This is a genomic window from Bradyrhizobium australiense (genome assembly GCF_013114825.1).
Classification (GTDB): Bacteria; Pseudomonadota; Alphaproteobacteria; order Rhizobiales; family Xanthobacteraceae; genus Bradyrhizobium; species Bradyrhizobium australiense.
The window spans coordinates 303,900-329,867 of record NZ_JAAVLX010000007.1 but is presented as its reverse complement, the minus strand read 5'-3'; the positions used below and the strand labels follow the sequence as shown (position 1 = coordinate 329,867).

The 25,968-nt window shown below is 61.2% G+C and carries 24 protein-coding genes and 2 pseudogenes; 12 read left to right on the top strand and 14 right to left on the bottom strand.

Annotated elements, in window-relative coordinates:
- Nucleotides 1–9: 9 nt before the first annotated feature.
- The 4 genes from HCN58_RS22100 to HCN58_RS22085 all read right to left on the bottom strand — a co-directional run bounded on the left by HCN58_RS22100 (nucleotide 10) and on the right by HCN58_RS22085 (nucleotide 4,445).
- Nucleotides 10–912, bottom strand: a complete 903-nt coding sequence (locus HCN58_RS22100) for a carbohydrate ABC transporter permease (protein ID WP_171581499.1) — start codon at nucleotides 910–912, stop codon at nucleotides 10–12.
- Entirely contained in the window at nucleotides 905–1,861 is a 957-nt protein-coding gene (locus tag HCN58_RS22095) for a carbohydrate ABC transporter permease (protein WP_171581498.1), read from the bottom strand. Before HCN58_RS22095 ends, HCN58_RS22100 begins: the two co-directional genes overlap by 8 nt.
- A gap of 131 nt (nucleotides 1,862–1,992) precedes the next feature.
- The gene (locus HCN58_RS22090; protein ID WP_171581497.1) at nucleotides 1,993–3,336 is read right to left on the bottom strand and encodes an ABC transporter substrate-binding protein; all 1,344 of its coding nucleotides are present in this window, start codon (nucleotides 3,334–3,336) and stop codon (nucleotides 1,993–1,995) included.
- 65 nt (nucleotides 3,337–3,401) lie between these two features.
- Entirely contained in the window at nucleotides 3,402–4,445 is a 1,044-nt protein-coding gene (locus HCN58_RS22085; RefSeq protein ID WP_171581496.1) for a C-terminal binding protein, read from the bottom strand.
- A 255-nt stretch (nucleotides 4,446–4,700) separates the two neighbouring features.
- Between HCN58_RS22085 and HCN58_RS22080 the strand changes: the two genes are divergently transcribed.
- Nucleotides 4,701–6,386, top strand: coding sequence for a methyl-accepting chemotaxis protein (locus HCN58_RS22080; protein ID WP_171581495.1), 1,686 nt, complete (start codon nucleotides 4,701–4,703; stop codon nucleotides 6,384–6,386).
- A 193-nt stretch (nucleotides 6,387–6,579) separates the two neighbouring features.
- On the opposite strand, the gene HCN58_RS22075 is transcribed toward HCN58_RS22080, so the two are convergent.
- Together HCN58_RS22075 and HCN58_RS22070 are read right to left on the bottom strand one after the other, a co-directional pair.
- Nucleotides 6,580–7,506 carry a Bug family tripartite tricarboxylate transporter substrate binding protein gene (locus HCN58_RS22075; RefSeq protein ID WP_235983813.1) on the bottom strand — a complete coding sequence of 309 codons (927 nt, stop codon included), beginning with the start codon at nucleotides 7,504–7,506 and terminating at the stop codon, nucleotides 6,580–6,582.
- A gap of 151 nt (nucleotides 7,507–7,657) precedes the next feature.
- Nucleotides 7,658–8,596, bottom strand: coding sequence for a DMT family transporter (locus HCN58_RS22070; protein ID WP_171581493.1), 939 nt, complete (start codon nucleotides 8,594–8,596; stop codon nucleotides 7,658–7,660).
- A 296-nt stretch (nucleotides 8,597–8,892) separates the two neighbouring features.
- Here HCN58_RS22070 and HCN58_RS22065 point away from each other — a divergent pair, with 296 nt between their 5' ends.
- A complete protein-coding gene (locus HCN58_RS22065) occupies nucleotides 8,893–9,294 on the top strand; it encodes a DUF1330 domain-containing protein (protein ID WP_171581492.1) in 402 nt (133 codons plus the stop codon).
- A 123-nt stretch (nucleotides 9,295–9,417) separates the two neighbouring features.
- On the opposite strand, the gene HCN58_RS22060 is transcribed toward HCN58_RS22065, so the two are convergent.
- Nucleotides 9,418–10,026 carry a TetR/AcrR family transcriptional regulator gene (locus tag HCN58_RS22060; RefSeq protein WP_171581491.1) on the bottom strand — a complete coding sequence of 203 codons (609 nt, stop codon included), beginning with the start codon at nucleotides 10,024–10,026 and terminating at the stop codon, nucleotides 9,418–9,420.
- 76 nt (nucleotides 10,027–10,102) lie between these two features.
- Here HCN58_RS22060 and HCN58_RS22055 point away from each other — a divergent pair, with 76 nt between their 5' ends.
- Nucleotides 10,103–10,507, top strand: a complete 405-nt coding sequence (locus HCN58_RS22055; protein WP_171581490.1) for a hypothetical protein — start codon at nucleotides 10,103–10,105, stop codon at nucleotides 10,505–10,507.
- A 2-nt stretch (nucleotides 10,508–10,509) separates the two neighbouring features.
- On the opposite strand, the gene HCN58_RS22050 is transcribed toward HCN58_RS22055, so the two are convergent.
- The 3 genes from HCN58_RS22050 to HCN58_RS22040 form a co-directional block, all read right to left on the bottom strand.
- Nucleotides 10,510–11,520, bottom strand: coding sequence for a tripartite tricarboxylate transporter substrate binding protein (locus HCN58_RS22050; RefSeq protein WP_235983790.1), 1,011 nt, complete (start codon nucleotides 11,518–11,520; stop codon nucleotides 10,510–10,512).
- Nucleotides 11,521–11,583: 63 nt separating this feature from the next.
- Nucleotides 11,584–12,492, bottom strand: a complete 909-nt coding sequence (locus HCN58_RS22045) for a VOC family protein (protein ID WP_171581488.1) — start codon at nucleotides 12,490–12,492, stop codon at nucleotides 11,584–11,586.
- Between the two features lie 54 nt (nucleotides 12,493–12,546).
- Nucleotides 12,547–13,542, bottom strand: coding sequence for a zinc-dependent alcohol dehydrogenase family protein (locus HCN58_RS22040; protein ID WP_171581487.1), 996 nt, complete (start codon nucleotides 13,540–13,542; stop codon nucleotides 12,547–12,549).
- Nucleotides 13,543–13,649: 107 nt separating this feature from the next.
- Here HCN58_RS22040 and HCN58_RS22035 point away from each other — a divergent pair, with 107 nt between their 5' ends.
- From HCN58_RS22035 to HCN58_RS22020, 4 genes are all read left to right on the top strand, one after another.
- A complete protein-coding gene (locus tag HCN58_RS22035; protein ID WP_171581486.1) occupies nucleotides 13,650–14,351 on the top strand; it encodes a GntR family transcriptional regulator in 702 nt (233 codons plus the stop codon).
- Between the two features lie 161 nt (nucleotides 14,352–14,512).
- Nucleotides 14,513–15,379: a fumarylacetoacetate hydrolase family protein gene (locus HCN58_RS22030; protein ID WP_171581485.1), complete on the top strand. Its 867-nt coding sequence runs from the start codon at nucleotides 14,513–14,515 to the stop codon at nucleotides 15,377–15,379.
- Nucleotides 15,376–15,957 carry an amino acid synthesis family protein gene (locus HCN58_RS22025; RefSeq protein ID WP_171581484.1) on the top strand — a complete coding sequence of 194 codons (582 nt, stop codon included), beginning with the start codon at nucleotides 15,376–15,378 and terminating at the stop codon, nucleotides 15,955–15,957. Before HCN58_RS22030 ends, HCN58_RS22025 begins: the two co-directional genes overlap by 4 nt.
- Before the next feature lie 308 nt (nucleotides 15,958–16,265).
- Nucleotides 16,266–17,054 (top strand): hypothetical protein, encoded by a 789-nt coding sequence (locus HCN58_RS22020; RefSeq protein ID WP_171581483.1) that lies wholly within the window; start codon nucleotides 16,266–16,268, stop codon nucleotides 17,052–17,054.
- Between the two features lie 112 nt (nucleotides 17,055–17,166).
- Here HCN58_RS22020 and HCN58_RS22015 read toward each other — a convergent pair.
- From HCN58_RS22015 to HCN58_RS22000, 4 genes and pseudogenes are all read right to left on the bottom strand, one after another.
- Nucleotides 17,167–18,321 (bottom strand): annotated as a pseudogene (locus HCN58_RS22015) (alpha-hydroxy acid oxidase).
- Between the two features lie 104 nt (nucleotides 18,322–18,425).
- A complete protein-coding gene (locus tag HCN58_RS22010) occupies nucleotides 18,426–19,241 on the bottom strand; it encodes an MlaD family protein (protein ID WP_171581482.1) in 816 nt (271 codons plus the stop codon).
- Nucleotides 19,242–19,562: 321 nt separating this feature from the next.
- Complete coding sequence (locus HCN58_RS22005; RefSeq protein WP_171581481.1) at nucleotides 19,563–20,117, bottom strand: thioredoxin family protein; 555 nt, start codon at nucleotides 20,115–20,117, stop codon at nucleotides 19,563–19,565.
- Between the two features lie 251 nt (nucleotides 20,118–20,368).
- Nucleotides 20,369–20,704 (bottom strand): DUF1236 domain-containing protein, encoded by a 336-nt coding sequence (locus tag HCN58_RS22000; RefSeq protein WP_171581480.1) that lies wholly within the window; start codon nucleotides 20,702–20,704, stop codon nucleotides 20,369–20,371.
- A gap of 617 nt (nucleotides 20,705–21,321) precedes the next feature.
- On the opposite strand from HCN58_RS22000, the pseudogene HCN58_RS21995 reads away from it, so the two are divergent.
- From HCN58_RS21995 to HCN58_RS21975, 5 genes and pseudogenes are all read left to right on the top strand, one after another.
- Nucleotides 21,322–21,966: pseudogene (locus HCN58_RS21995) on the top strand (alpha/beta fold hydrolase); the annotation flags it as partial.
- Nucleotides 21,967–22,323: 357 nt separating this feature from the next.
- Nucleotides 22,324–22,743, top strand: coding sequence for a GFA family protein (locus HCN58_RS21990; protein WP_171581479.1), 420 nt, complete (start codon nucleotides 22,324–22,326; stop codon nucleotides 22,741–22,743).
- A gap of 182 nt (nucleotides 22,744–22,925) precedes the next feature.
- Nucleotides 22,926–23,870 carry an MBL fold metallo-hydrolase gene (locus tag HCN58_RS21985; protein ID WP_171581478.1) on the top strand — a complete coding sequence of 315 codons (945 nt, stop codon included), beginning with the start codon at nucleotides 22,926–22,928 and terminating at the stop codon, nucleotides 23,868–23,870.
- Between the two features lie 564 nt (nucleotides 23,871–24,434).
- Nucleotides 24,435–24,803 carry a hypothetical protein gene (locus HCN58_RS21980; RefSeq protein ID WP_171581477.1) on the top strand — a complete coding sequence of 123 codons (369 nt, stop codon included), beginning with the start codon at nucleotides 24,435–24,437 and terminating at the stop codon, nucleotides 24,801–24,803.
- A gap of 650 nt (nucleotides 24,804–25,453) precedes the next feature.
- On the top strand, nucleotides 25,454–25,846 hold the full coding sequence (locus HCN58_RS21975; RefSeq protein WP_171581476.1) for a hypothetical protein: 393 nt from the start codon (nucleotides 25,454–25,456) through the stop codon (nucleotides 25,844–25,846).
- The last annotated feature ends 122 nt before the right edge of the window (nucleotides 25,847–25,968 follow it).

The window sequence follows — 25,968 nt, the reverse complement described above, 5'->3', positions numbered from 1 at the left end:
TGAAGCTTTTTACTCCTTCACCGCGCCTGTCAGCGACGACACGTAGTAATCCACGAACAGCGAGTAAAACAGCGCGACCGGCAGCGAGCCGAGCAGCGAGCCCGCCATCAGCGCGCCCCATTGGTAGACGTCGCCGGTGACGAGCTCGGTCAGAATCGCGACCGGCACCGTCTTGTTGGCGCCGCTCTGGATGAAGGCGAGTGCGTAGATGAACTCGTTCCATGACAGCGTGAAGGAGAAGATGCCGGCCGAGATCAGGCCGGGCACCGCGAGCGGCAGCGTGATCCGGCGCAGGATCTGCAGCCTGGTGGCACCATCGACCAGCGCGCATTCCTCGAGCTCATAGGGGATCGACTTGAAATAGCCGATCAAGAGCCAGGTGCAGAACGGCACCAGGAAAGTCGGATACACCAGGATCAGCGCCAGCGGTGAGTCGAACAGGCCGAACTGCACGATCACGGTGGCCAGCGGGATGAACAGGATCGAGGGCGGCACCAGATAGGCGAGATAGATGCCGAGACCCACATAAGGGCTGCCGCGGAAGCGTAAGCGCTCGATCGCGTAGGCCGCGAGCGTCGAGGCGAACAGCGACAGGAAGGTGGAGCCGATCGCGACGAACATGGTGGTCTTGAGCCAGGTCGGATAGGCGGTGTTGAACAGGAGGTGCTTGATGTGCGCCAGCGTCGGCGAGGAGATCCAGAACGGGTTGTGCTCCTTGTAGTTCAAGAGCTCCGCATTCGGTTTGAACGACGTGATCGCCATCCAGTAGAACGGGAACAGCAGGATCAGCACGAAACAGGCCAGCGGCAAATAGATCATCGTCACCCGCCGCGCGCGGGAATCCCACGCCATCGTGTCGGGCGTGGCGCTGGCGACATTGCTGTTGCCCGGTTGGGCGGCTACGTCAGTCATTGGCTTCCCCCTGCTGCCATTTGCGGCGCGCGAGGCCGAAGTAGCTGAACAATGTCGCGAACACCAGGAACGGAATCATCGAGACCGCGATCGCGGCGCCCTCACCGAGTTCGCCGCCGGCGATGCCGCGCTGGAATGCGAGCGTGGCCAGCAGGTGCGTGGAGTTGACCGGACCGCCGCGGGTGATGGCGTAGACGAGCTGGAAGTCGGTGAAGGTGAAGATGATCGAGAACGTCATCACGATGGCGAGGATCGGCATCATCATCGGGAGGGTGATGTAGCGGAAACGCTGCCAGGCGGTGGCGCCGTCCAGCATCGCGGCTTCATAGAGCGAGGGCGAGATGGTCTGCAGCCCCGCCAGCAGCGAGATCGCCACGAAGGGAATGCCGCGCCAGATGTTGGCTGCGATCAGCGAAAAGCGCGCCGGCCACGGCGTGCCGAGGAAATCGATGTAGGTCGAGCGGATATGCAGCACGTCGACCAGGAGATAGGAGATGATCGAGAACTGCGGATCGTAGATCCACCAGAACGCCAGCGCAGAGAGCACCGTCGGCACGATCCAGGGCAACAGCACGATCGCGCGCAGCAGGCTCTTGAGCGGGAAGTGGTTGTTGAGCAGGAGCGCCAGCCAGAAGCCGAGCGCGAATTTTCCTATGGTCGCGATCGCGGTGTAGAAGACGCTGTAGAATACCGCATTCCACCACAGCGGATCCTTGAGCAGATACTGGAAATTCTCAAGGCCAATGAAGATGCCGCGCTGGCCGATCGTGGTGTCGGTGAAGGCAAGCCAGACGCCGAGGCCGAGTGGATAGGTGAGGAACACCGTCAACAACCCGATCGCCGGCGCAAGGCACATCACGATCAGGAACGGCTTGTAGTCGAGCAGGCGCGCGATCCAGCCCGGTTGCCGGAGCGCCACGCCGCGCGAGGGGAGGGTCGTTACGGACATCAATATAATCCTGATGCGAGCTACGTCAGGCCGTCATTGCGAGCGAAGCGAAGCAATCCATACCTCCACGGAAAGAACGAATGGATTGCTTCGTCTGTACGCTACTCGCAACGACGGTTGCTCATTCGGCGTTACCGGCCCTGTCGCCGGAAATACCGTTTGCAGCGCTGCTCCGCTTCCGCGGCCGCGACCTCCGGCGTCGCGGCGCCGGTTGCAACCGCGGCGCACATCTGGATCAGCACGTAATCGGCGCTGACCGCTCCGGTTGCCGTCGAGATCGGGCCCTTGTAGCCGTCGTAATAGGTGCTGTTCATGGTGTCCTTGAAGATCTTGACCTTGGGATCGCTGGACCACACCGCGGCCTCGGCATAGGCGGCAAGCGGCTGCGACCAATAGCCCGAGTTGGCATTGAGCCACGGCTCGTACTGATCTTTCTCGAGCATATATTGCAGGAATGCCTTTGCCGCGTTGGGATACGGGCTGTGCTTGAACAGCATCGCGTTCAGCGTCAGCCCCGCCATCGGTGAAATCTTGGCCTGGCCCTTCGGCAGCAATTGATGCTCGCTGTCCTCGGCGATAGCGCGCGTTGCGGGATCGTTCTTCAGCGAGAAATACAGCGAGACGCCGTTGGCAGTCAGCGAGATTTCCTGCGAGGAGTAGGCGCGGTTGTTGCTGACGTCGTTCCACGACGACGTGCCGGCGATGAAGGTCGGATACAGCTCCTTGACCCAGTTCAGCGCGGCGATGGTTTCCTTGCTGTTGATGACGACGTTGCCTTCTTCATCGAGCAGGGAAGCGTTGTGCGACCACAGTGCCCAGTTAGCAAAACCGTTGCCGTCGCCCTTGGCGTTGCCGAGCGCGAAGCCGGCCGGCTTGCCGGCTTTATGCAGCTTGCGGCATAGATCCACAACTCCGGCATGGTCTTCCGGGACCTTGTCGAAGCCGACCGATTGCAGCACCGACTTGCGGTAGATCAGCGGGCCGGCGGTGGCGCCGAACGGCAAGCCGATCCAGGCGTCGCTCTTGTTGCGCTTGCCATACTTTTGCGCCAGCGGCAGCCAGCCGCCATAGCGCTTGCCGAGATAGTCGGCGACGTCGGTGAGTTCGACCAGCTTGTCGATATAGATATGCGGCGCGTCGGAGAAGCCGATGATGATGTCGGGGCCGGCGCCGGAATTCGATGTCACCGCGGTCTGCTGGCTGATGTCTTCCCAGCCGACGAAATCGACCTTGACCTCGACGCCGGTTTCCTTGGTGAATTTGGCTGCATTGGCGCGGAACACGTCCTCGTCGGCCTGCACGAAGCGCACCGGGCGCAGCATGCGCAAGGATGCGCCTTTTTCGATTGCAAGCTTGGGCGCCGGAACGTCGGCCGCCTTGATGGTGGATGCGGTTTGCGCCGATGCGCCGGTCACGGCCAGCGCGGCGGCGGATGCGCCCAACGCCAAGGCGTCACGACGGGTGATGTCGTTCATGCTCTTCTCCCTGTATTGGTGCCCGGCGTTGAATCGCCGGTGAATCCTGTCGTTCGATACCGTCGCTAGCTGTTTGGGCCGCGATCCATGCTGACGGGCTGCCAGCGGCGGAGCGCGGTGGTTTGCAGCACCGACGGATTGACGCAGCTTACCGGCCACATCCCCTGCAGGACCAGTGACAATTCGTAGCCCACGCGGCGCTTGCGCGCCTCGTCGAAACGTGCCGAGGCCGATGCCACATGGGCGGTCAGGGTGACGTTTTCCATCGAAAGCATCGGGTTGTTGTGTGACGGCGGCTCCTTTTCCAGCACGTCGAGCGCGGCATGCGCGATCCAGCCCTCCTGCAGCGCCTTGATCAGCGCCTCCTCGTCCACGGTGGCGCCGCGGCCGGTATTGATGAAGACGGCGGAATTTTTCATCTGGCGGAAATGCTTCTCGGTCAGCATGTGATGCACCTCAGGCCGGGCCGGCGCATGCATCGAGACGAAATCCGACTGCGACAGCACCTCGTTTAGCGTCGCCGGCATCACGCCGTGATCGTACAACAGCGTTTCCTGGATGAACGGATCGTAGGCCATCATGCGCAAGCCAAAGGGCGCCGCGCGCTTGGCGACCGCCCGCGCCACCCGGCCGAAGGAGATGAAGCCAAGCGTCTGTCCCATCAGCCGCGGGATCTTCAAGAGCGCAGGGCGGCCCTCGGACCAGCGGCCGGTGCGCACCATTTTGTCCTGCTCGACCAGCCGCCGAAAACCCGCCAGCAGCAGCATCATGGCGTGGTCGGCGACCTCCTCGATGAAGGTGTCGGGGACGTTGGTGACGGGAATGCCGCGGGCGGTAGCGGCCTTGACGTCGACACTGTCGACGCCGACGCTGCCGAGCGTGATCACCTTGCAATTTTCGAGCGCCTCGATGATCGCCTTCGTGATCGGCATGCCCTTGGCGTAGATCGCGTCCGCGGTCTTGGCGGCGGCGATGAATTCCGCCTCATTGGCCGGCGCCTCGATGATTTCGGCCCCGATCGGATCGAGCGCTTCCTTTTCATAGTCATAGCCGCCGCCGGCGACCGTGAAGCTCGCGCCCTTCGGCGTCACCACCCTGAATTTCGGCATTTCCTGCTCCCGATTTTATTCTTCGGTGTTGGTTTAAGGCGGCGGGCGCCGCCACTTTCATCGTTGACGTACTTTCACCTTTTACGCGACCTGACTTGCTCCGGCTACAATCGCGGTTTGCTGCTTCAATCGGCAGCACCGCTTTCTGCCGGATTTCCGCTGGCCTTCGTAACAAAGCGCTAAAGGGTCTCACGATATTGTGCGCCGAATCAATCGGCCAATCGCGTGCCACGCGCCTATTTTCTGGAGATCCCCGTGAAGCTGACCAATCTCAAGATCACCCCCAAGCTCGGCATTCTGGTGGGCGTGACCCTGCTCGGCCTCTGCGCGGCCGGCGTGCTCGCGGGCTATCTGATGCAGCGTGAGATGCTCAATGCGCGGATCGAGCAGACCAGGGCGATCGTCGACATGGCTCGCAACATGGCGCTCGGCCTGCAGAAGCAGGTGACCGCGGGCCAGATGACCAAGGAGGCGGCGATTGCCGAGTTCAGCAAGCGCGGCAATACGCTGACGTTCGACAACGGCAACGGTTACGTGTTTGCCTACACGATGGATGGCGTCGCCGTGCTGGCCCCGGTTCCCAGCCAGATCGGCCAGAACCGCATGGACATCGACACCGGTGGGCGAAAGCTGGTGCGCGAACTGCGCGACGGCGTCGCGGCCAACGGCGAAATCATGCTGCGCTATGAATTCCGCAAACCCGGACAGGACGAGCTGATCCGCAAATTCTCCTATGCGGTTCCGATCCCCGGCTGGAACATGTTCGTCGGCACCGGCGCCTATCTCGATGACCTCGATACCAAGATGAAACCGATCGCGATGGTGCTCGGGCTTGCCATTCTCGGCATCGCGCTGGTTGCCGGCAGCATCGCCTGGATGATCGGTCGCAGCATCAGTAAGCCGCTCGCCCAGCTCGGCGCCCGCATGCAGGACCTCGCCGAGGGCCGTCTCGACGGTGAAATTCCCGGCATCGGCCGCGGCGACGAGATCGGCGCGATGGCCGCGACCGTGCAGATCTTCAAGGATAATGCGGTACGCATCCGCGGGCTCGAGCAGAAGGAAGCCGAGGTGCAGGCGCGCGCCGAGGCCGAACGGCGGGCGGCGATGGAAAGCATCGCTGGCGATTTCGAACGCAGCGTGACCGGTATCGTCCGCTCGGTCTCGACCGCGGCCGCCGGCATGCAGAGCACGGCGCAATCCATGACCACGACCGCCAGCGACGCCAGCGCACGGGCGGCGACCGTCGGCGCGGCATCGCAGCGTTCGTCCGACAATGTAGGCACGGTGGCATCTGCCGCCGAGGAGCTCTCCAGTTCGGTTAACGAGATTTCCCGTCAGGTGACACGCTCCAGCGAGATCGCCGCCAGGGCGGTCAGCGACGCCGAGCGGACCAATGCTACCGTCGGCGCGCTGTCGACCGGCGCCGAGAAGATCGGCGAAGTGGTCAAGCTGATCCACTCGATCGCGGCGCAAACCAATTTGCTCGCGCTCAACGCCACCATCGAAGCGGCGCGTGCCGGCGATTCCGGCCGCGGCTTTGCGGTGGTCGCATCGGAGGTGAAGGCGCTGGCAAACCAGACCGCAAAGGCAACGGAGGAAATCTCCTCCCAGGTCGCGGCCATGCAGGCTTCCACCAGCGAAGCCGTGGCTTCGATCGGCGGTATCTCTGAGACCATCGCGCAGATGAGCGAGATCACGGTTTCGATTTCGACCGCCGTCGAGCAGCAGGGCGGCGCCACCCGCGAAATCGCCCGCAACATTCAGTCGGTGGCGGCCGGATCGAACGAAATCTCCACGCATATCGGCGGCGTCAGCACCGCTGCGGCCGCAACCGGCAAGGCAGCATCCGAAGTCCTGGCGAGCGCCCGCGAACTCGACACCCAGTCCGGCATGCTGCGCAGCGCAGTGGACGAGTTCTTGGGCAAGGTGCGGGCGGCGTAGCCATAGGCATCATGGCCCGCGAATGCGGGGCATCCAGTACGCCGCGGCGTCAATGATGAATTGCGGACGGCACGGCGTATTGGATCGTCCGCCCCAGTGCGCAATTGCGCACAAGGCGGACGATGACGACCTTATGAGTGGCAGAATGGTAGGCACGCTCGCTTTGCCTACCCTACGCAGCGCGGCAGCAGCCCTACTGCTTCTCGATCCCCGCGGCCGTGATCAGCTTCTCCCACACCACGAGCTGCTCTTTCACGAAGGCGTCGAACTCCTCCGGCGTGCCGGAGAATGCCTCCATGCCGCGCTCAGCGAGCTGGCTCTTGATATCGGGCCGCTCGACCACCTTGCGGATCTCCGCGTTCAGTTTGGTCACGATATCCTTGGGCAGATTGGCCGGACCGAAATAACCCTGCCATGAGGTGATGTCAAAACCCTTCACCGTATCGTCCATGGTAGGCAGGTCGGGCAGCAGCGCCGAACGCTTCTTGGTGGTGACCGCCAGCGCCTTCAGCGCCTTGGCGTTGACGTGCGGCAGGCCGGTCGGCACGTCGATGAACATCATGGAGACGCGGCCGGCGATCAGGTCGGTCAGCGCGGGTGGCGAGCTCTTGTAGGGAACGTGCAGCAAGTCGATGCCGGCGAGGCGGGCGAAGGTCGCGCCCGCGACGATCGCCGCCGAGCTGCCGCTGGCATAGGTATATTTGCCCGGCTCCTTCTTGGCGAGCGCGATCAGTTCGGCCACGGAGTTCGCCGGAATGTCCGGATGAATCACCAGCATGAATGGCAGGTCGCCGGTGCGCGCGATCGGCGTGAAATCCTTGACCGGATCGTAGGTCATGTTCTTCAAGAGATACGGATTGGCCGAATGCGACGTGTTGGTGGTCACGAACAGCGTGTAGCCGTCGGGCGCCGAGCGCGCCACATAGCTCGCGGCGATCGAGCCGTTGGCGCCGGCCTTGTTGTCGATCACCATGCCGGTGCCGAGCGCGGTGCCGAGCTCCTTCGAGATGATGCGCGTGGTGGTATCGGTGCCGCTGCCGGCGGCGAACGGCAGCACCAGCGTGATGTTGCGGTTCGGGTAGGGCGCCTGCGCGGCAGCCGTGGCGATCATCGCCAGCATCAGGGGAGCCACTGCGGCGACAGGCCGATACCGCTTCAATAACGCGAACATATAGTCGTTTCCTCGGTTGTTCTTCTGTTGAAATGGCCGGCAAGCTAGCCTGCCGAGGGACAAAGTGGAAGCCCGGTAAAACGCCAAGCCGCAGGGGCTGCTAAGCTTTCTTCGCCGAAGCCCGCCTTGATGCAATCACCACGCCGGCCAGCACCAGCGCATAGCCCACCAGATGGAATAATCGTAACTGCTCGCCGAGCAGCAGGATCGCCATCGCCGAGCCGAATACCGGCACCAGATGGAAGAACGGCGCCGCGCGATTGGGGCCGATCAGCGCCAGCCCGCGGTTGAAGAACAGGTACGCCAGCGTCGAGGGAAAGATCACGGCATAGCCCAGCGTCGCCATCGAGATCATGTCGAACTTCAGCGTCGCGCCGGTTGAAAACTCCCAGATCGAGAACGGCAGCAGCATCAGCGCGCCGCAGCAGGTGGTGAATGAAATCAGCGACAATGCATGCGTCACCGGCCGGCGCGGGATCAGCGCCGAATACAATCCGAACGACACCAAAGAGCTCGCAAACATCAGGTCGCCACGGTTGAAGCTGATGTTGGCCAGCGCGCCGAAATCGCCGCGCAAGATGATGGTCAGGACGCCGGCGAGTGAGATCGTGATGCCGGCAAGCTGCGCCCCGGTCAGGCGGATGCCGAACAGAGCCAGCGACCACAGCGCGACAAACAGCGGTCCGGCCGACTGGATCAGAAGCGCGTTCAACGCCTCGGTATATTGCAGGGCCCAGTAGGAGATCGCATTGTTGTAGGCAAACCCAACCAGCGACAGAAACAGCATCATCGGCAGATGCGCGCGCAGCACCGGCCAGTCCTGCTTCAGGTGCGGCCAGGCAAACGGCAGCAGGATCAGAAAGGTGCCGATCCAGCGAACACAGGACAGCGTCAGCGGCGGCACGTGGCCGGCGACATGGCGCGCCAGCACGATGTTGCCGGCCCAGAACAGCGAGGTCAGGGTCAGCAGCAGATAGGGCTGGTTGGTCAGCCACCGGACCGGATGGAAGGCAGGCGGCGCTGGTGCAGGCTTGGTCATGTCGCGGGTTCGGATAGGGCCGGATTTTCCGCCGCGCGACAAGTCCTGCGCGCGCAATGCTACAATGTCCTGCGTATCCAGGCGCCCCGCTGTCGTACCCCGCGAAAGCGGGGTATCCAGTACGCCGCGGCTTCTCGATTGACCACGAACGTCTCTGGATACTGGATCACCCGCTTTCCGCCTTGGCTCGTTGAGCTTCGGCGGACAAGTCGCGGGTGATGACGGTCTTCATGTGAAATGGAATGGTGGGCAAAGTGCAGGCATGCCTATCCCGCCGAATGCAGCAGGAGCCAATCATGGGTGTTGATCTGTTGAATGTTCGGGGTCTCGCAGAATTGGACCAGCAGGCGCCGGTCGTGATGGTGAATCTGATGCGGTTTCGCGAGCGCTCGCTCGACGGCGACGGTTCGGGCCGGGACGCCTATCTGCGCTACAGCGCGCTCACCGTGCCGATGATCAAGGCGCGGGGCGGCACGCTGCTATGGACCGGCGAGGCCCAGGCGGTCGCGCTCGGACTCGAGGCTGGCAATACCTGGGACTATCTGGCGCTGGTCTACTATCCCACGGTCGCCGCCTTCATCAACATGATGACGTCAGCCGAATACGAAAACCGCTGTGACCCGCACCGCACCAACGGCTGCGCGGATCATGTGATCATTGCGACCAGGGAAGCGTATAGCAAGTTCAAGATTCCGTAGCCCGGATGGAGCCAACGGCTCGCGCGAATGCGCGCCCGATGACGGGCTCCGCGCAATCCGGGACGGTCACCGCGGAGCAATCTTCCCCGAATTGCGCTGCGCTCCATCCGTGCTACTGAGCAGCTAGCGCGATAGCGGCTCGACCGCGGCGCGGCAGGCCGATTGCACGAGTTGACAGACTTCGTTGGTCGCCCGCCCGCGGCTCAGCATCGCGAACATCGGGTAACTCGTCAGCGCAAAGATCATGTCGATGGCGCCCTCGCGCGCGCGGCGTGATGCAGCCTTCCCGGCGATACGCCCGACCAGCATCCTGACCAGCTTTCGCCGCCGCTCGTTGCGGTCAAGCAGCGCCTCTGCAAATTCGGGATCGGTCGCCATCGCCTCGTGGAGGCGACCAATGGCGGCGTCCCTGGCCCAGAAGCCGCAGAAGATTTCGACCACGCGATCCAGCGCTCTCAGCGGCTCCGGCATCGCCATGGCATCGGCGATTTCATGAAGCCCGCCCTGGCGGGCGATGTCGTCGAACACAGCTTCGAGCAGGCCGCGCCGTGATCCGAACTGATTGTAGACGGTAAGCCGTGTCACGCCGGCCGCCTTTGCCACCGTGTCCAGCGAAAACCGCGCAATGCTCGTGTCCTCGCGCAGCGATTTCGCTGCGGCTTCGATGACGCGATCGCGCTTCTCCGCCGCGGCGGCCGACCGCACGGAACTCACATAGGCGCGCCTCTTCATTCACCCGCCATTCTTTTGACGAATTGACTATACATCATGTATATCTAATTGCAACATCCATCCCGGAGCGAGCCCCATGCAGATTCCACTCATCATAGCCTTGTCGCTTCACGTGTTATCGTCGTCGTTCTGGGCTGGATCGAGCTTTACGCTGGCGCGAACCGGCGGCGCCGCCGGCGAGCAATTGTTTGGACCGCAAATGGGCGCCGCGGTCGTCACGATGCTGACCGGCGCCTACCTCGGACATTCCGTTCATGCCGGCACCTTCGGTACGGCCGAGCAAATTTTGGCCGTGGGAGCTCTCGCCGCGCTGGTTGCCGCCGCCGTTCAAGGCGCGATCGGCGGCCGCGCGATCCGAAGCTTGCGCAATGGGAAAGCCGATCAGGCCGGTGCGCGCTCGCGCATTGCCACCGCCCAGCGCATCGCGGCCGCCTTGCTCGCGGTGACGGCGGTGTGCATGGGCGCGGCGCGTTATGCCTGAGGTCAGATGCGCGGGATGCCGGCGTCGTTGATCACCTTCGACCACTTGTCGATTTCCGACGTGATCAGCGTGCGCATCTCCTCCGGCGTGCTGCCGCGGACCTCGCCGCCGGTTGCCGTCTCCAGCGCCGTCTTCGTTGCGGGATCGGCCAGCATCGACTGGATCTCGGCATGCAGCCGCTTGACGATATCGGACGGCGTGCCCTTCGGAGCCACCAGCCCCGCCCAGGTCCTGACGTCGAAATCCTTAACGCCGGCTTCCTGTACGGAAGGCACGTTCGGAAGCAATTTGGTGCGCGCGTGCGAGGTGACGGCGAGGCCGCGAATGGCGCCGCTATCGATTTGGCCTGTGAGCAGCACCGTAGTGCCGACGATCACGGGAACGTCGCCGGCGAGCAGCGCGGTGACGGTCAGTGAGTCACCACGATAGGGGACGTGCACCATCCGCGTGCCCGCAGTCACGTTCAGGAGTTCTCCGGCAAGGTGATGCGTGCTGCCGAAACCGACCGAGCCGTAGCTAAGGTCGTCGGGTTTGGCTTTCGCCATCGCAATCAGGTCCGAAAGCGTCTTTGCCTGATGGTCGGCGCGCACCGCGATCACCAGCGCGTAATAGACCATCGTCGACAGCATATCGAAGCTGTCGGTGGGGCTATAGGCGAGCTGCTTGTACAGCGCGCCGGAGATTGCATGCGCGCCGGTGACGAGGCCGATCGTGTAGCCGTCCGGCGCGGACTTGGCGACGGCGTCCGCGGCCAGATTGCCGCCCGCGCCCGGTTTGGCCTCCACCAGCACCGGCTGCCCCAGCCGCTTCGAAAGCCCGTTGGAGACGATCCGCGCCATGGTGTCGGCGGCTCCGCCGGCCGCAAAGCCGTGCAGCAGCCGGATCGGGCGGTTGGGGTAAGTTTGCGCGGCGGCAATGGAAGGCGCCAGGCAGGCCAGGCTAAGCGCTGCAGCAGCGATGCAGCAGCACAGGGCAAGTAACCGTCCGCGCAGGAAGTTGAGCGATCGAGCCATTTGTTTCATCCCTGCTGTTTTGTTTTTTGAATGTCGGTTCGGGCTGATTGAGGCGCGGCGCGATTACTTCACGCCGCGCATCGCCGGAGAAAATTCGGTCGCCTCCTTGGCCGGGCCGACGCCCCAGACGTCGCGCGGCAATCCCACCCAGGTCTTCGGCCGCTGCGGACGGTCGCGGTGCCAGGGACGGGGTTCGAAATAGCCAAGCTCTTCGTCGAGCATCAGATCCATGCTGTAATAGAGCTCGATCAGATGGCGATCGGGATTGTGATGGTAGACCGCGACGTTGTGGCCGGGTCCGTGCCGCACCGGTCCCCAGAGAATCTGAAACCGGTTGCGTCCGAGCAGATCGCAGGCCTGGTGCATGTGCGAGGCATCGCGCAGCTCGAAGGCGAGATGATGAAGGCGGCCGTCGACGCCGCGCGCAAAATTCATCGCATGGTGTTCCGGGCCGCAACGCATGAAGACGAAATTTTCCTCGATGCGGTCGGAGACGCGGAAGCCGAGAACGTCGCTGAAGAATTTGGCTGTTCGTTCGGGATCGGGCGTGTGGAGCGCGACGTGGCCGAGCTTGGCGACGGCGAGGCCACGGATCGGTTCGAGAGCTTTGCAGAACTCCCATCTGGAGAACAATTCGATCCGGTGTCCGTCCGGATCGTCGAAGACCAGCGCCGTCGCTATTCCCGGTGCCGTGTCGCTTCTGACCTCTGATCTGATGCCGAGGCTTGCCAGCGATTTCTGCAGGTCGGCCGGATCGAGGTTGGGCGCCACTTCATAGGCAATGGAGGTCAGTTGAGGGGCCGCGCCGCGTTCGAGAACCAGCGTCAGCTCGTCGGACTCGGTGCCGAGCAAGATCCGGCCGTCGCTGCGCTGGATCACCGCAAGTCCGATGATGGACTGGTAGTAGTCGAGCTGCGCTTCGATGTCCGGGCTGGTGAAGGTGACGTGTCGCAGCCGCTTGACCTTGATCATCTCGTGACCTCTTGAATTCGGGCAAATTCTCAGACTGCAGGTATCCTGCCCTTCTCAGTCCGGGGTCATCACGATCTTGCCAAACGCCGCACCGGAATCGAGCAGTTCATGCGCGGCGCGGACTTCCGAGAGCTTGAAGCGCTTGAAGATCGACGGGCGAATGGCGCCGTCGGCGAGATAGCCGATCACCTTGCGCATGATGTCGCGCCGGCCTTCGCGGTCGTGATCGTAGATGTGAAAGGAAAAGCAGCGGATCGCCGGACAGATGTCGAGATACTTGCGCATCTCGCCCATCAGGTTTTCCGTTGGCAGTCCGGCGAACGCGTTGTAGGAGACGATGGTGCCCCATTTATCGAGCGCGCCGAGATAGGAATAGAATTCGGGGCCGCAGACGTGATCGAGCACCAGGCTGACACCGCGTCCGGCAGTCAGCGCGCGGGTGCGGGCGACGACGTCCTCGTCGCGATAGAAGATGATCTCATCCGCGCCCATCTTTCGAGCGAAGGCGGCCTTCTCCTGCGTGCTGACCGTGCCGATCACCTTCATCCCGGCGAGTTTTGCGAGCTGCACCAGGGACGTCCCGACGCCGCCGGCCGCGCCGATGATGAGGGCGGAGTGGGGCGGCATAGCGGATCCGCAATTGTGCAGTAGCGCCCAGGCGACCTGGTAGTTCGGCAAGCTAACTGCGTGCTCGAACGCAACGTTGTCCGGCAGCACATGCACCGCGTCAGCCGGGGCGGCGACGTATTCGGCGTAGCAGCCGCCGCGCTGGGCAAGGTCGCGCGCGCTCAACAGCACCCGCTGGCCGACGGCAAGCCCGCTCACCTGCGGGCCGACGGCTTCGACGATCCCGGCGACATCATTGCCGGGATTGGCTGGCAGGGGCGGCATCCATTTGTAAACCCCGCTGCGAATCAGCTTGTCGGGCTGGCCGATGCCGAAAGCCTGGGCGCGGATCAGAACGTCCCGCTCGCCTAGCGCCGGCATCGGCACTTCGACATAGTCGAGCGCCTCCGGACCTCCAGGGCGATGCACCAGTACAGCCTTCATCCGAGCGGCTCCCCATAACTATTTTCGAAAATATTGCTCATTGCGAAAATTATTGCAACGGGATTCTTTTGGGCTAGGATCGCGGGCTCCGGGTCGCGAGAGAATCAATGACAACGACAGCCCTCAAGGCGCGCAAGGAATTCGGCAAGACGCTCGCCTCCGACATCGCCCACCGGCTGCGAAACGAGATCGTCACCTGCCAGCTCAAGCCGAATGAATCGCTGAAGTTCGACGCGCTGCGCCTGTCGTTCGGTGCGAGCTTCACGACGCTGCGCGAAGCCCTGACATTGCTGGTGACGGAGGGGCTCGTTGTCGCCGAGGAGCAGCGTGGCTACAAGGTCGCGCCTGTCACGCTCGAAGACTTGGACGACCTGACGCATGCTCGCATCCTGATCGAAGTCGATCTGTTGCGGCGCTCGATCGAAAAGGGCGATGACGAGTGGGAAATAAGGGTGATTTCGTCACTTCACCGGCTCGCCAGGATCGAGGAGCGGGCCCCGGAAGATTATGCCGGCAGCGCCGAATGGAAAGCGGCACACCGCCAATTCCATGAGGCGCTTGTCTCGGCATCCGGATCGCCGACGCTGCTTGCCGTACGTAACTCGCTGTTCGATCGCGCCGAACGCTACCGCAATCTGTCGGCCATCCTCCGGCCGCGCCCACGCGACAAGGCCGGCGAACACCGGGCGTTGATGCAGGCCGCAATTGGCCGGAATGCCAATCAGGCCTGCGATCTGATCCGCAGCCACATCCAAACCACGTCGGACAACGTCGCTAAATACGCCTCTGGCCTGATCAGCGCCGGCTGATCGCCTGGCAGGCGGCCGGCGGCGGCCCTTCCTCAAAAGTGCTCAGCGGATGCCGGCCCGCCGCCGGATTTCGGTTGCGCTCGGCAATATTTTCGAAAATAGTCGTCCCTGACGAAATTCTAACCAATCAGCCCGTTCCAACCGAGAAGGATACACGTCCCATGCGGCTGCTTTCATTTCTGAACAACGGGAGAGAGACCTGGGGAGCGATCGTCGGCGACGGCGTGGTCGACCTCGGCAGCAAGTTGCCGCACGCCACGCTGCCGGACTTCATCGCAAGCCCCGATTTCGAGAAGCGCGATCGTCTCGTTGCCGGCTTCAAACCGGACCTGAAGCTCGCCGACGTCAAATATCTTCCGGTGATCCCGCGTCCCGAAAAGATCGTCTGCGCGGTGCGCAACTATCTCGACCATCACCAGGAGGCGGTGGCCCACGGCATGAAGCGTGAGATCACGGCTTTTCCGCCGATCTTCCTGAGGGTGTGGCGTTCCCAGGTCGGCCATGACGCGCCGGTGATCCGCCCCAAGGTATCGACCCATCTCGATTGGGAAGGCGAGCTTGCGGTGATCATCGGCAAGCCCGGCCGCCACATTTCCGAGGCCGATGCCATGGCCCATGTCGCCGGTTACTCGATCTACAACGATGTCAGCGTGCGCGACTATCAGCGGCATGCCCAGCAGATCGCGGCCGGCAAGAATTTCGTCGGCACCGGGCCGTTCGGACCCTGGATGGTGACGACAGACGAGTTGCCGGATCCGACGAAACTGAAGCTCGAGACCCGCGTCAACAGCAACGTCGTTCAGAAATCCGACACGTCGTTCCTGATCTTTTCGATCCCGCGGCTGATCAACTACGCCTCCGAAATCTTCGATCTCGTGCCGGGCGACGTCATCGCAACCGGCACGCCGGCCGGCGTCGGCTTTACGCGCAAGCCGCCGATGTTCCTGGTGCCGGGCGATGTCGTCGAAGTCGAGGTGGAGAAGATCGGCGTACTGCGTAACCCCGTGATCGATGAGGCCGCGCAGTGACGGCCTACGATATCAGGAAGACGCAAGTCTCGATCGAGGAAGTCTGGCACGAACGCGGGCCGCGCCGGGCGCAGCCGCTTCTGATCGGCACCGCGCTGGCCGTGATCAACAATCCCTATGCCGGCCGCTATGAACCGGACGTGATGCCGTTTCAAGCCGGCTTGCGCGATCTCGGCCGGCAACTGGCCAAGACGCTATGCGAGCGGCTGGGCGGCAATGAGGCCATCGAAGCCTATGGCAAGGGCGCGATCGTCGGCGGTGACGGCGAACTGGAGCATGGCGCGGTCTGGCACGAAGCGGGTGGTGCTGCGATCCGCGAAGTGATCGCGCAGGCCAAGGCGATCGTGCCCGCGGCAAAGACCGTCGGCGCGATTGGCACGCGGCTGATGGTCCCGCTCGGCCACATCGAGGCCGCTTACGTCCGCAGTCATTTCGGCACCGCCGAGATGACGATCTGGGACGCGCCACGGCGCGACGAGATCGTGTTCGGACTGGTGATGGCGACCGGCGGCCGGACGCACGCGCGCATCGGCGGCCTGTCGGTGGATGCGATCTCGGTACACGATGGGCAGAGATAAGCGTCGCGTCATCATCCAGCTTTACCGTGTTGCCGAGCCTTACCTGCTGCAGCTGAGGTCTAGGCTCTGTGGGCAGCGGCGACTGGCTCTGAGGAATCCATCGGCGTATCTCGTTTGCTGATGGCGCAATACGGCCACTTCGCGCGCGGAGTCAGCGTCTCAGAGCGGCGAGCAACGCGAGTTCCCGAAGCCGAAATACCGACAGCCAAATCGTCTGGTTCCCCGGCCCAAGTGAAGTCAAGATTTCTCCGCGTTTTGGACTTCGATAAAGGGTACTCGCCAACAAGAACATTAACAGGAGGCGCCCAATGCCGACCAAAGACGGTTTTAGTCCGGGTCATCCTTTGCCTGTCATTCTCGCCGATGAACCCGAGGAACAGGGTATTGGGAAAGCTTGGGACACAGCTGTTATCTCGTCGCTAGTCCTCAAGGCGAGTATTTTGGCTGCAACGGCGACAGCTATCGGTATCGCAATTCTATCGGTGGGAAATCCAGTGATGGTCTTCGCAGACGTTACGGCTTCCTTTGCAAACGTTACGGCTTCGCTGATCGACAACTCGGCGCTCAAACCTGGCACCGATCAGTCGACGTCAACATTTCAATCGACTGCCGATGCTCAAGCTTTGCCGCCGACCGCAAAGGACGCGCCAACCCGCGACGAAATTGCTGCCGCCCCTGAACCCGCCGGTCAGAGTCAGGCAGAAAATAGTGAGCCGGTAACTGAAGCCCTGTTTAAGCAATTCCAAGCTTGGGCGGACGAGAAAGATGCGCAGGCACAGGTCGAGCCCGTGCATCCCGTACAAGATGCCCCGACCCAGATTGTGCAAGATTCCTTGGCGCCGGTTGCGGAAAATGCCCGAGCATCTTCCCGGCCCATGCAAAAGCACCGGCAGGTTCGGGCCGTCCATAATGCGCGGGCAGAGATACGCCCCGTGCACAATCTCCGAAAAAAGGTCCGGCGGGCGCGAAATGCACCGGTACTGGTCCCGCCCGCACAAGACGCCCGAACACAGGAACAGGACCGGTTTGTGCAAAATGCCCAGGCTCCGGCGTTGCAGGCACCGTCGTTCCTGCAAACTTTCGGTTGGCGCAATTAGACCTAGCAGAAAGTGACTGCTTCCAAACTTGAGTCCGGAATGCGCACCTAAGCGGACGTCCACTGACCAAGTCTGAATTTATGGGTTCGCGCCCTATAATCAGAATCGGGTGCTAAAACTTCCGCACCAGATCAGGCGTGATCTCGCTGAGCTTGCGAACACCAAGCAGCGCGAGGTCGCGGTCGATCTCGGCCTTCAAGAGCCCGATCGCGCGCTGCACGCCGGCTTGCCCGCCGGCGATTGCGGCATAGAGGAAGGGACGGCCGACCCAGACGAAATGGGCGCCGAGCGCGAGCGCCTTGATCACATCGGTGCCGCGGCGGATGCCGCCGTCGACCATGATCATCATGCCCTTGGCTTCCGCTGCGATCTCCGGCAGCGTGCGCAGGCCCGACATCGTATAGTCGAGCTGGCGGCCGCCGTGGTTGGACAGCATCACGCCGTCGACCCCGCTCTCACGCGCGATTTTCGCGTCCGCCGGCGAGATCAGGCCCTTGACCACGAGCTTGCCCTTCCACTTCTTGCGGATCAGCTCGACGTGCTTCCAGGCGAGCTGGTCGCGGGCGCCGATGTTGCGCATCAGGTTTTTCGCCAGCACCGGCGGGCCGCGCTGCGCGTCCATGTTCTCGAAATGCGGCATGCCGTGGTTGATCACGGTGCGCGCCCAGGTGCCGAACAGCCAGTGCGGATGCGTGACCGTGTCCCAGAACACGCGCGGCGTGATCGCAAGCGGCACCTGAAATCCGTTGCGGATGTTGTTCTCGCGGTTCGGCGGCACCGGCACGTCGGCGGTGACGACGAAGGTATCGTAGCCGGCCGCCGCGACGCGATCGATCAGCGGTTCGATCCGCTCCGGCAAGCCCGCGAGATAGGCCTGGTACTACGCCGTCTGATTGGCGGCGCGCACCTCCTCCAGCGTGATCAGCGAGGAGGCGCTTAAGATCATCGGCACGTTCTCGGCTTTCGCCGCCTGCGTCAGCACGATGTCGCCGCGATAAGCGCACAGCGCGGAAGAACCCATCGGCGGAATGCCGAACGGCGCGGCGTAGGTCTTGCCAAACAGCGTCGTGCTCTGGTCACGGCCGGAGACGTCGTTGAGCACGCGCGGCACAAAACCGTATTCGTCGAAGGCCTTGCGGTTGTCGCGCAGCGCGGCGTCGGTCTCGGCGCCGCCGGAAATATAGCCGTAGAGAAATTTCGGAATCCGCCGCCGCGCCACCGGCTCGAAATCGTCGAGCGAGAGATATTTCTGTAGCGCCCGCGGCACCGCGCTCTCAGTGCGGGTCACGGTCGGAGGCGGCGCGGTCAAGCTTGCGGATTTGTCGAGCACGTCGGGCGTTCCATCTTTTCGATTGTTATGCGGGAAGCAGCCTAGCGCCGGGGAGGCGGTCCGCCAAATTTCTGGCCCGCCTTGTTGACGGACTCGCTGACATCGTCGAGCATTTTTCGCGTCTCGGCGATCACCCGCCCGGATTTCTTGTCGAAACTTTCGATCAGCTCGCGCAGCGAAATCACGGTCGGCAGCAGTTCGCCGCCGTACTTGTCGCTGGCGAGGCTGCCGAGCAAATCCTTGGTCTTGTCCATGGCGCCGTCGACCGCGCTGACGCCGGATTCGGCGGTTGCGATAATGGAAGTAATCTTCTCGCCATTGCCGGAGAGCGAGGCGGTGAACGTCTCGAAGTTCCGCAAGGTATCCTTGATCGCCACCTCGTTGTCGGCGATCACGCGATCGACGTTGCGCAGCGCAACGCGGATTTTTTCCTGGGTGTTGAGGGTGCCTTCCGGATCGGCGGTGAGCTCGGGAATGCCGTCAGCGCCCTTTCGCGGTGGCGGCGCTTCATCCGAGCCGCCGGTGAACGAGATCGCCGCGATTCCCGTCAGCCCCTGAAACTCGAGACCGACTTGCGTGTCGCTCTTCACCGGCGTGTTGCCGTCGATCATGGCGAGCGCGACCACGCGGCGCGGATGGTCGAGCTTCAGCGACACCACTTCGCCGATGCGGATGCCGGCGAAATTCACGCTGCCACCCTGGCGCAGGCCTGAGGCCGAGCCTTCGAAAATCACCCGAAACGGCACCTGCTGGTTAATGCCGGCGAGCTTCTGATAGCCGAGCCACGCACTGAGCGAGCCGGCAATCAGGGCCAGGGTCAGGATGCCGATCATCAGATTGCTGGCGCGAACTTTCATCGAGGATGCCTTAAGCGATGCAGGCCAAAGAGATAACGGTTTTATGACGGCAAGTCACCGCCGCGAACCACCCGGAACTGCGACGTGTACTCTCATAAATCGGCTGCACTGATGCAGGGGTTGCGATTCCACCTTTCCCTCGGAAGCAGACATTGGCACAGCCTGCCGGCATGTCGGGCTTGGGCCAGATGCGGACGCGGGCTTTGACGATCCGATGATACTGGCAGTTTCGCCTGCAAGGCAGTAACGGCAGAAGAGTAGCCGAGGCGCAAAAAATGTCGTTTTCTGTAGCCGGTGGGGCGCTCAGCACAGGTCTCGGCTTTATTCGTCCTTCCATTTGATCGAGCAGCCAATAGACGCCTTTTGGTCAGCCGGCGCCGCACCGGTGATCGCAATCGCCCGCATGGCCTCTACAAGCTCTCGGGGCGCTCCCGCGCGAGGTGCAGTTGTGCGGCCTTCGTCGAGGCGGCCGCGATACTTGAGCTTGCGGTCGGCATTGTAACCGAAGAAGTCCGGCGTACAGACCGCTCCATAGGCTCGAGCGACTATCTGGGTCTCGTCGTGGAGATATGGAAACGGGAAATCATGAGCTTTCGCGAAACGCTTCATGTTCTCAAATGAGTCCTCGGGATAGCTCGCCGCATCGTTCGAGCAAATCGCTGCAAAGCCGACGCCCTCCGACATCAGCGCGCGGGCGTCCGAAACCATGCGGTCGATCACCGCTTTGACATAGGGACAATGGTTACAGATGAAGACGACGACCGTGCCTTTTTCGCCCGCAACGTCGTCCAGTGCGTAAGTCCTGCCGTCTGTGGCCGGAAGCCGGAACTCCGCCGCCGGCGTATCAAGGACGACTTGGTTAGCTTTTGTCGCCATACCGCACCTCCTTGTGCCCAAACATTGCTGACGACCGCCTGCCGGGACACAGTTTCCAAAGTCTGCTCGCGAGCCGCGTCACGTCTGCCATTTTCGGTCTACGCCCGGACAGGCGACGTGGAAAGAAGTCTCGGAGGTTGGTCGATAATGGCCATCTGGCCGACAACGATAGCTTAGCTCATAGGGGATTTCAATTTTCCAATGACCAGGAGCAGGACGCTGCGCAATGCAATGACAGCACTCCAATGCGGCTAGGAGGGCGGCTGCGTCTCGGAGAACATGTCGACAATCTTGTTGGTCATGCCATCCACGATCAGCACCTGGTCTTTCATTTTCACGTACATGTAGTCCCGCAATTCGGGTAGTTGCGTAAGAACCGGTGTTGGCAGCGATTGCGCCTTAACCCCTTTTGGTAGTGTCGCGCCGACAGCTGGTGTGAAGTCCTTAGCGGACTTGGTGGCCGCCAGCTGGAATTGGACGTCATTGTGCTCGGTCAGCACGGCCTTGCGAATGTGCTCGCGCTGCTGGTTTGTGAGATTGAGTTTCGGTAGCGATGGATTCTGCGGCACTTTTGTGCCGTTGCTCAATTCGACCGCGCCTTGCGCTCTCGATTGCGCCGGCGAAAGTGCGATAACGCCGAGTATGATCGCGAGCAGGGCGATTACACTGGGAGCTCTCATAACTTGACATCCTTACTCGCCGCTCCCTTGAGGTAACGGACAGATTGCTTGTCGGTTCCGCGCCAGGCGTTCGAATGGGGCTGCCAAATCGGCTTCGGGTACAAGCGGTGGTCGCGGGAAGCGCGGCCCGGCGTCCGGTCTGCCGTCAACAACCGACGTGATAACGGCTTGAGCCTTGGTCGGCTCGGGGCCAATTTCGGACGTCCGAGGCGTCCGCACGGCACGAAGAACCGTCGCTCAACGAGCATGCCATTTAGACCCTTGGAGATCACTGCAGGCTCAGGTAATATTCGACACCGGTTACCCTCATTGATTGTCTTAACTTACTTTAGACTAGGGGGTTATCATGACGAAAGGTGGACTAACTCGTCGCCGTATGCTTCGCAGCGCTGTAGCAGCGGGCGGTCTCGCGTCCATAGCGGTCTCAGGCAACCTCGGACCGGCGCGCGCAGGCAGCTCGCAAGACATTTGTTCTCGTTCACGGAGCATGGTGCGGTAGTTGGACGTGGCGACGAGTTGCGGATCAGCTTGAAGCAAAGGGGCATAAAGTATTTGTGCCGACGCTCACCGGCCTAGGCGAGCGGTCGCATCTGCTCAGAAAGGATATTGATCTCGACACACACATCGCGGACGTGGTCAACCTTATCAAATGGGAAAGCCTTAGCGACGTTTGCCTTGTGCTTCATTCGTATGGTGGCTTCGTCGGATCGGGCGCGCTCGAGAAGGTAGGCGACCTCGTCACGGCGGTCGTGTGGGTCGATGCGTTCATGCCCGCCGACGGACAGAAGCCGCTTGATTTATCGAACGAAGGATTTCGAAAGATGGTGCAGGCGGCGCAGGAGAAGGGCGAAGCGGGCTTCGGTGCAAATGGCGATAAGATCGCAGCCATCTTCGTCGCCGAACGTGATGAGCCGTTTGTTCGGTCGAAAATCACGCCGCAACCGATCGGCACATACTTGCAACCCGTTAAACTCTCTGGTGCGCGCGAGAAGGTAGCAAAGAAGACCTTCGTTCGCTTGCCGAAATTTCCGCAGCCTGCCATGGACAAGGCTCTCGCCCAATGCAAGGCGGACAAATCATGGGCCACCTTCGAACTTGCCGATACTGGCCACATGGCGATGCTTGACGCGCCGGAACACTTGACCGACTTGCTTTTGCAAGCGGCTTAGGCGCTGCTGTCGAGTTAGAGTGGACGTTCGTCTGTCCGGCAGCCAAGTCGGCTAAGTGTCACGAGCGTCGCCCTCCAATAGAGATGGCTGCCCGTCAACTTCCGCTATGCCCCGTTCACGGCCGAGGTCGTGTGGCGGTGCAATACGTCGCTCAGGGCCAAAGGCCGAAGTGGGCTTTCACAGGCAATAATCCGGTCATTCGCTGTTGCTGTTGATGAACGTGGCTATCGTATCGACGGCCTCGGCCTCGACACCAAAGTAACCGTGAGCCGCTTTGGCCTCTCGGGTATTTTGATGCCCCAGCGTAGTTCCTCAGTTAATGTTGGTACGTCGTTCGGATCAATTGGAGTATTTTGGATGGCTGACGCTCGATGCAGCTGCGGTGCAGTCACGCTCTCGCTTCCGGAAGAGCCATCCAAGATAGTCGTTGCTTGTCACTGTCTCGACTGTCAACGCCGAACCGGCGCGCCGTTCGGTGTCGGCGCTTACTACCCCGAAGAGGTTGTCACCATCTCAGGAACCTCAAAGAAGTTTACACACGCCGCCGCAAGCGGTGGGGAAATGCATAACTATTTTTGTCCACAGTGCGGCACAACAGTCTATTGGAAAGTAACCAATTTGCCTGCGCTGATCGGCGTTGCGGTGGGTACGATGGCGAATCCAAAGTATCCAGCGCCAGTCATATCGGTTTTTGAGCAATCGAAACATTACTGGGTTCAAATTGACGGCGCCATTGAACACTTCTGGGAAAACTATTTCGCGAAGGATTCAAACTGAGGCTACTCGCTTCCGCTTTGGGTCAAAACAGCGGTCGAAGGATCGCTGACGCGAAGTCCGGACTGCCCTCAACAGTCGCAGGCGACGAAGTTGGTCGGCTTGGGGCCAACAACCGACATTGATCCAGCACCAGACAGACATCGTGCTATAAGGCCAGTTGCCCTTGGTCAGAGGATTGAGAAATGCGATCATTTAGAAAACTAGCATTCGTTTGTGCATTTTTGTCTGCCCTCGTTCCCGGCGCCGCGCTGGCCCAAGATTTCAAGGTGACTTTACTTGGAACAGGAAGTCCTCCGCCGGTAATGAACCGCTTCGGTCCTAGCATTCTGGTTGAAGCAGGGGACAAGAAATTTCTCTTCGACGCCGGCCGCGGCGCGATGCAGCGTTTGGTCCAAACCAAGACAAGATGGCAAGACGTGGATGGGGTTTTTTTCACCCATCTACACTCCGATCATGTCATAGGATTTCCGGACGTCTGGCTCACCGGTTGGCTAGTTGCCCCCGGCCGAAATCGGCCTTTAGAGGTGTGGGGACCACCAGGAACAGAGAAAATGCTGTCACATCTCGTGCAGGCGTTTGAGTTCGATATCGGTTTTAGAATTTCGGACGACAAAGCCCGCCCTGAGGGCGTCGTAATCAACGCTCACAACATCGACCCCGGCGTCGTATATGAACAGAATGGCGTAAAAATAACTGCAATCAAGGTGGACCATGCGCCAGTAGAGCCCGCCTATGGCTATCGGATTGATTACAACGGCCGCTCGGTCGTTCTGTCTGGCGATACCCGCACCTCGGACAACCTCATACGCGCTGCCGAACGCGTAGATTTACTGGTGCATGAGGTGGTATCTCCCGAAACTTTTTCGAGAGCAGGCGTCAACCTCGAGCGGACGAAATCAGTAATCGCCCACCACGTTACTCCCGAACAAGCTGGTGAAATATTCGCAAGAACTAAGCCAAAGTTGGCGGTTTACTCCCACATCGTCCTCCCCACAGCGACCAACGACGACCTGATATCCGGTACTCGCAAGACTTATGATGGTCCGCTCGAAGTCGGCGAAGACCTGATGGTGATCGAAGTTGGGAAGGATGTGGTTGTTCGGCGGTCATCATCTCCCAAACAGTAAGATGAACCCGGACCGGGCGAGATGTTGCAGGATTTGAATGCTTGGTTTAGGTCCGCTTAGGGTCGATAGTGTTGAAAAAGTCCTCTTTGGCTGATGAGTGAAAATTCTCAGGGCCACTCGCGCGTCTCTTGCGCGGCGACGTAAGGGGCCACATCGACTAGCACAAAAGCAATCGCTGACGGTTCTACCAGTTCTACAGAGCCTTTTAGCGGCTTAGATCGCCCACATTCGATATTCGAAGATTTTCGGCGCCTCTCAATTTTCGGGTTTTTCAACACTATCGCCCAGAAGCGGAAATGGGCTGTGGCTTCCTAGTCTGCTGGCCAATCTCATTGTTCGTGTACAGAAACGCACATTCGAGGATCAGGCATGCACGACGAGTGGCGCTTTTACGAGGACGTCTCCTACTGGATTGAACTTCGGTCATTTCTGCCGTCGCGTAATTTCGTGGATTATAACGCGGTCGGTGAGGCAGTAATCTGACGGGAAGGTTGACGCCAACGTGGTATGGTCCGACCTTAGCACCTCCGGTCGCGGAGCTTTCACCTGAATCCTTGCGGCGACATGAAATATCTCGCGGCCTCGTTATTCGCTGCTTTGCAGCTCCTCGGCTTCATCTTTCTCGCTGGTGCCGGCCACGGCTGGCTCGCGGGCGCGTTCAGTTGTCTGCCGTTGGCCCCTATCTCATTCGCCGCTTGGTTCAACGCACTCCGCGCCGAGCCATCACTTTCTATCTCCAATTACCTGCTCGTAGCCGCAGGCCTGGTGCTCGCGGCGACTGCATTTGCAACGCGATCGGAAGGCACGGGGCATTTCTTTGCGTACTGGCGGGTGCAAGGGACTTTAGCAGGAGCGATCATTGCTCTCCTCTACTTCAATTGGATACTCGCTTGCGGGCTGACTTGGTGGCGCTATCGCGCGAGCAGCTTATGATCTAATCGGCCTTCCGTCCGGCGCATGACCCCTGCTCCTCGGCTGGGCAATCTGGACATCTGGACCTACCTTGTCAGCTGTGCTCCCGCAAGCGTACCCCCGGACCCCATCCTGTCAGCGGGCTCAATGAACTCGACCCCGGCCTTATCCGGCGCTCGCCACAGCTTGCCTGCCGTGGTGAGCAAGGGGAGTCGTCTGCCCAACTCAAACCTTCGAATGTCCGCTTCTCTGCTTCGCGTAGCCACAGAGAGTTCCTGCCCGAGGCCGCTGACATGACCGCTGTGGGTCAACTAGCAGCGGTCCAACCGCTCAGCTCGTCAGGTCCGGTTTTCCTCCGAGAGCGGCCTTTGCGACGGCTCATAGGCGGTTCGGCTGAGGACCACATCCGGACTCATGCACCGCCGCAATCATTCGACTGGTTTTGTAAACTGCATCACATGCCCGATCTGCGATCCAAGTTAATATGTCGGCGAAAGTGCAGGTTGTATTCGGCCCGAAACGCTAACGCAAAGCGTTCAAAACTTTCGATTCCAAGAACCTAATTGATGGGACCCATTTTAGCGTCCCACGCCATTGGTCCCCTTGCCGGGGCCCCGTTCACATTGGTCGACGGTGCATCGGAAAGCACCGAGACCCTAAGGAGAACTCAGATGGCCAAGCTAGTTGGTGTATGGATATATGAAGAGCCCCGAAGTCCCAGTGACGACGTGAAACTCCAGGGCGGAGCAACTCTCATTCTGTCGGAACAAGAAAGGCGCAAGATCGGGGATAACCTCATGAAGGTGTCAATTCGTGTTATGGACGATGATTTTGCGTTCGACGATGAACTGTACAAAGACGACAGTTTTCAGTTAGGACCGGCAAATCTCAACGTTGGGCCCACTACCTTTGGCTTTAGTGCCACGGTGGCGCACAGCAAAGTGGCGAACTCTGAAACGTCGAGCGAAAGTTGGGCCGAACTGTATTTCCGTGTGCGAGCGTCTGGGGGCGGCGTCACGACCAAGTGGGCCAACTCGCAGAACGAGGACGTTCAGTTCGAGTGACTGCCTTCCAGCGGCCGCCGCCGATGAGTACGGCGTCGGCCACTCTCGCGCAATTGCAGTATACGCCGCGTCGATCCGTTCGTTGCTCGTCGCATAGAATGAGAGGATTTGCAGTCTCAGTT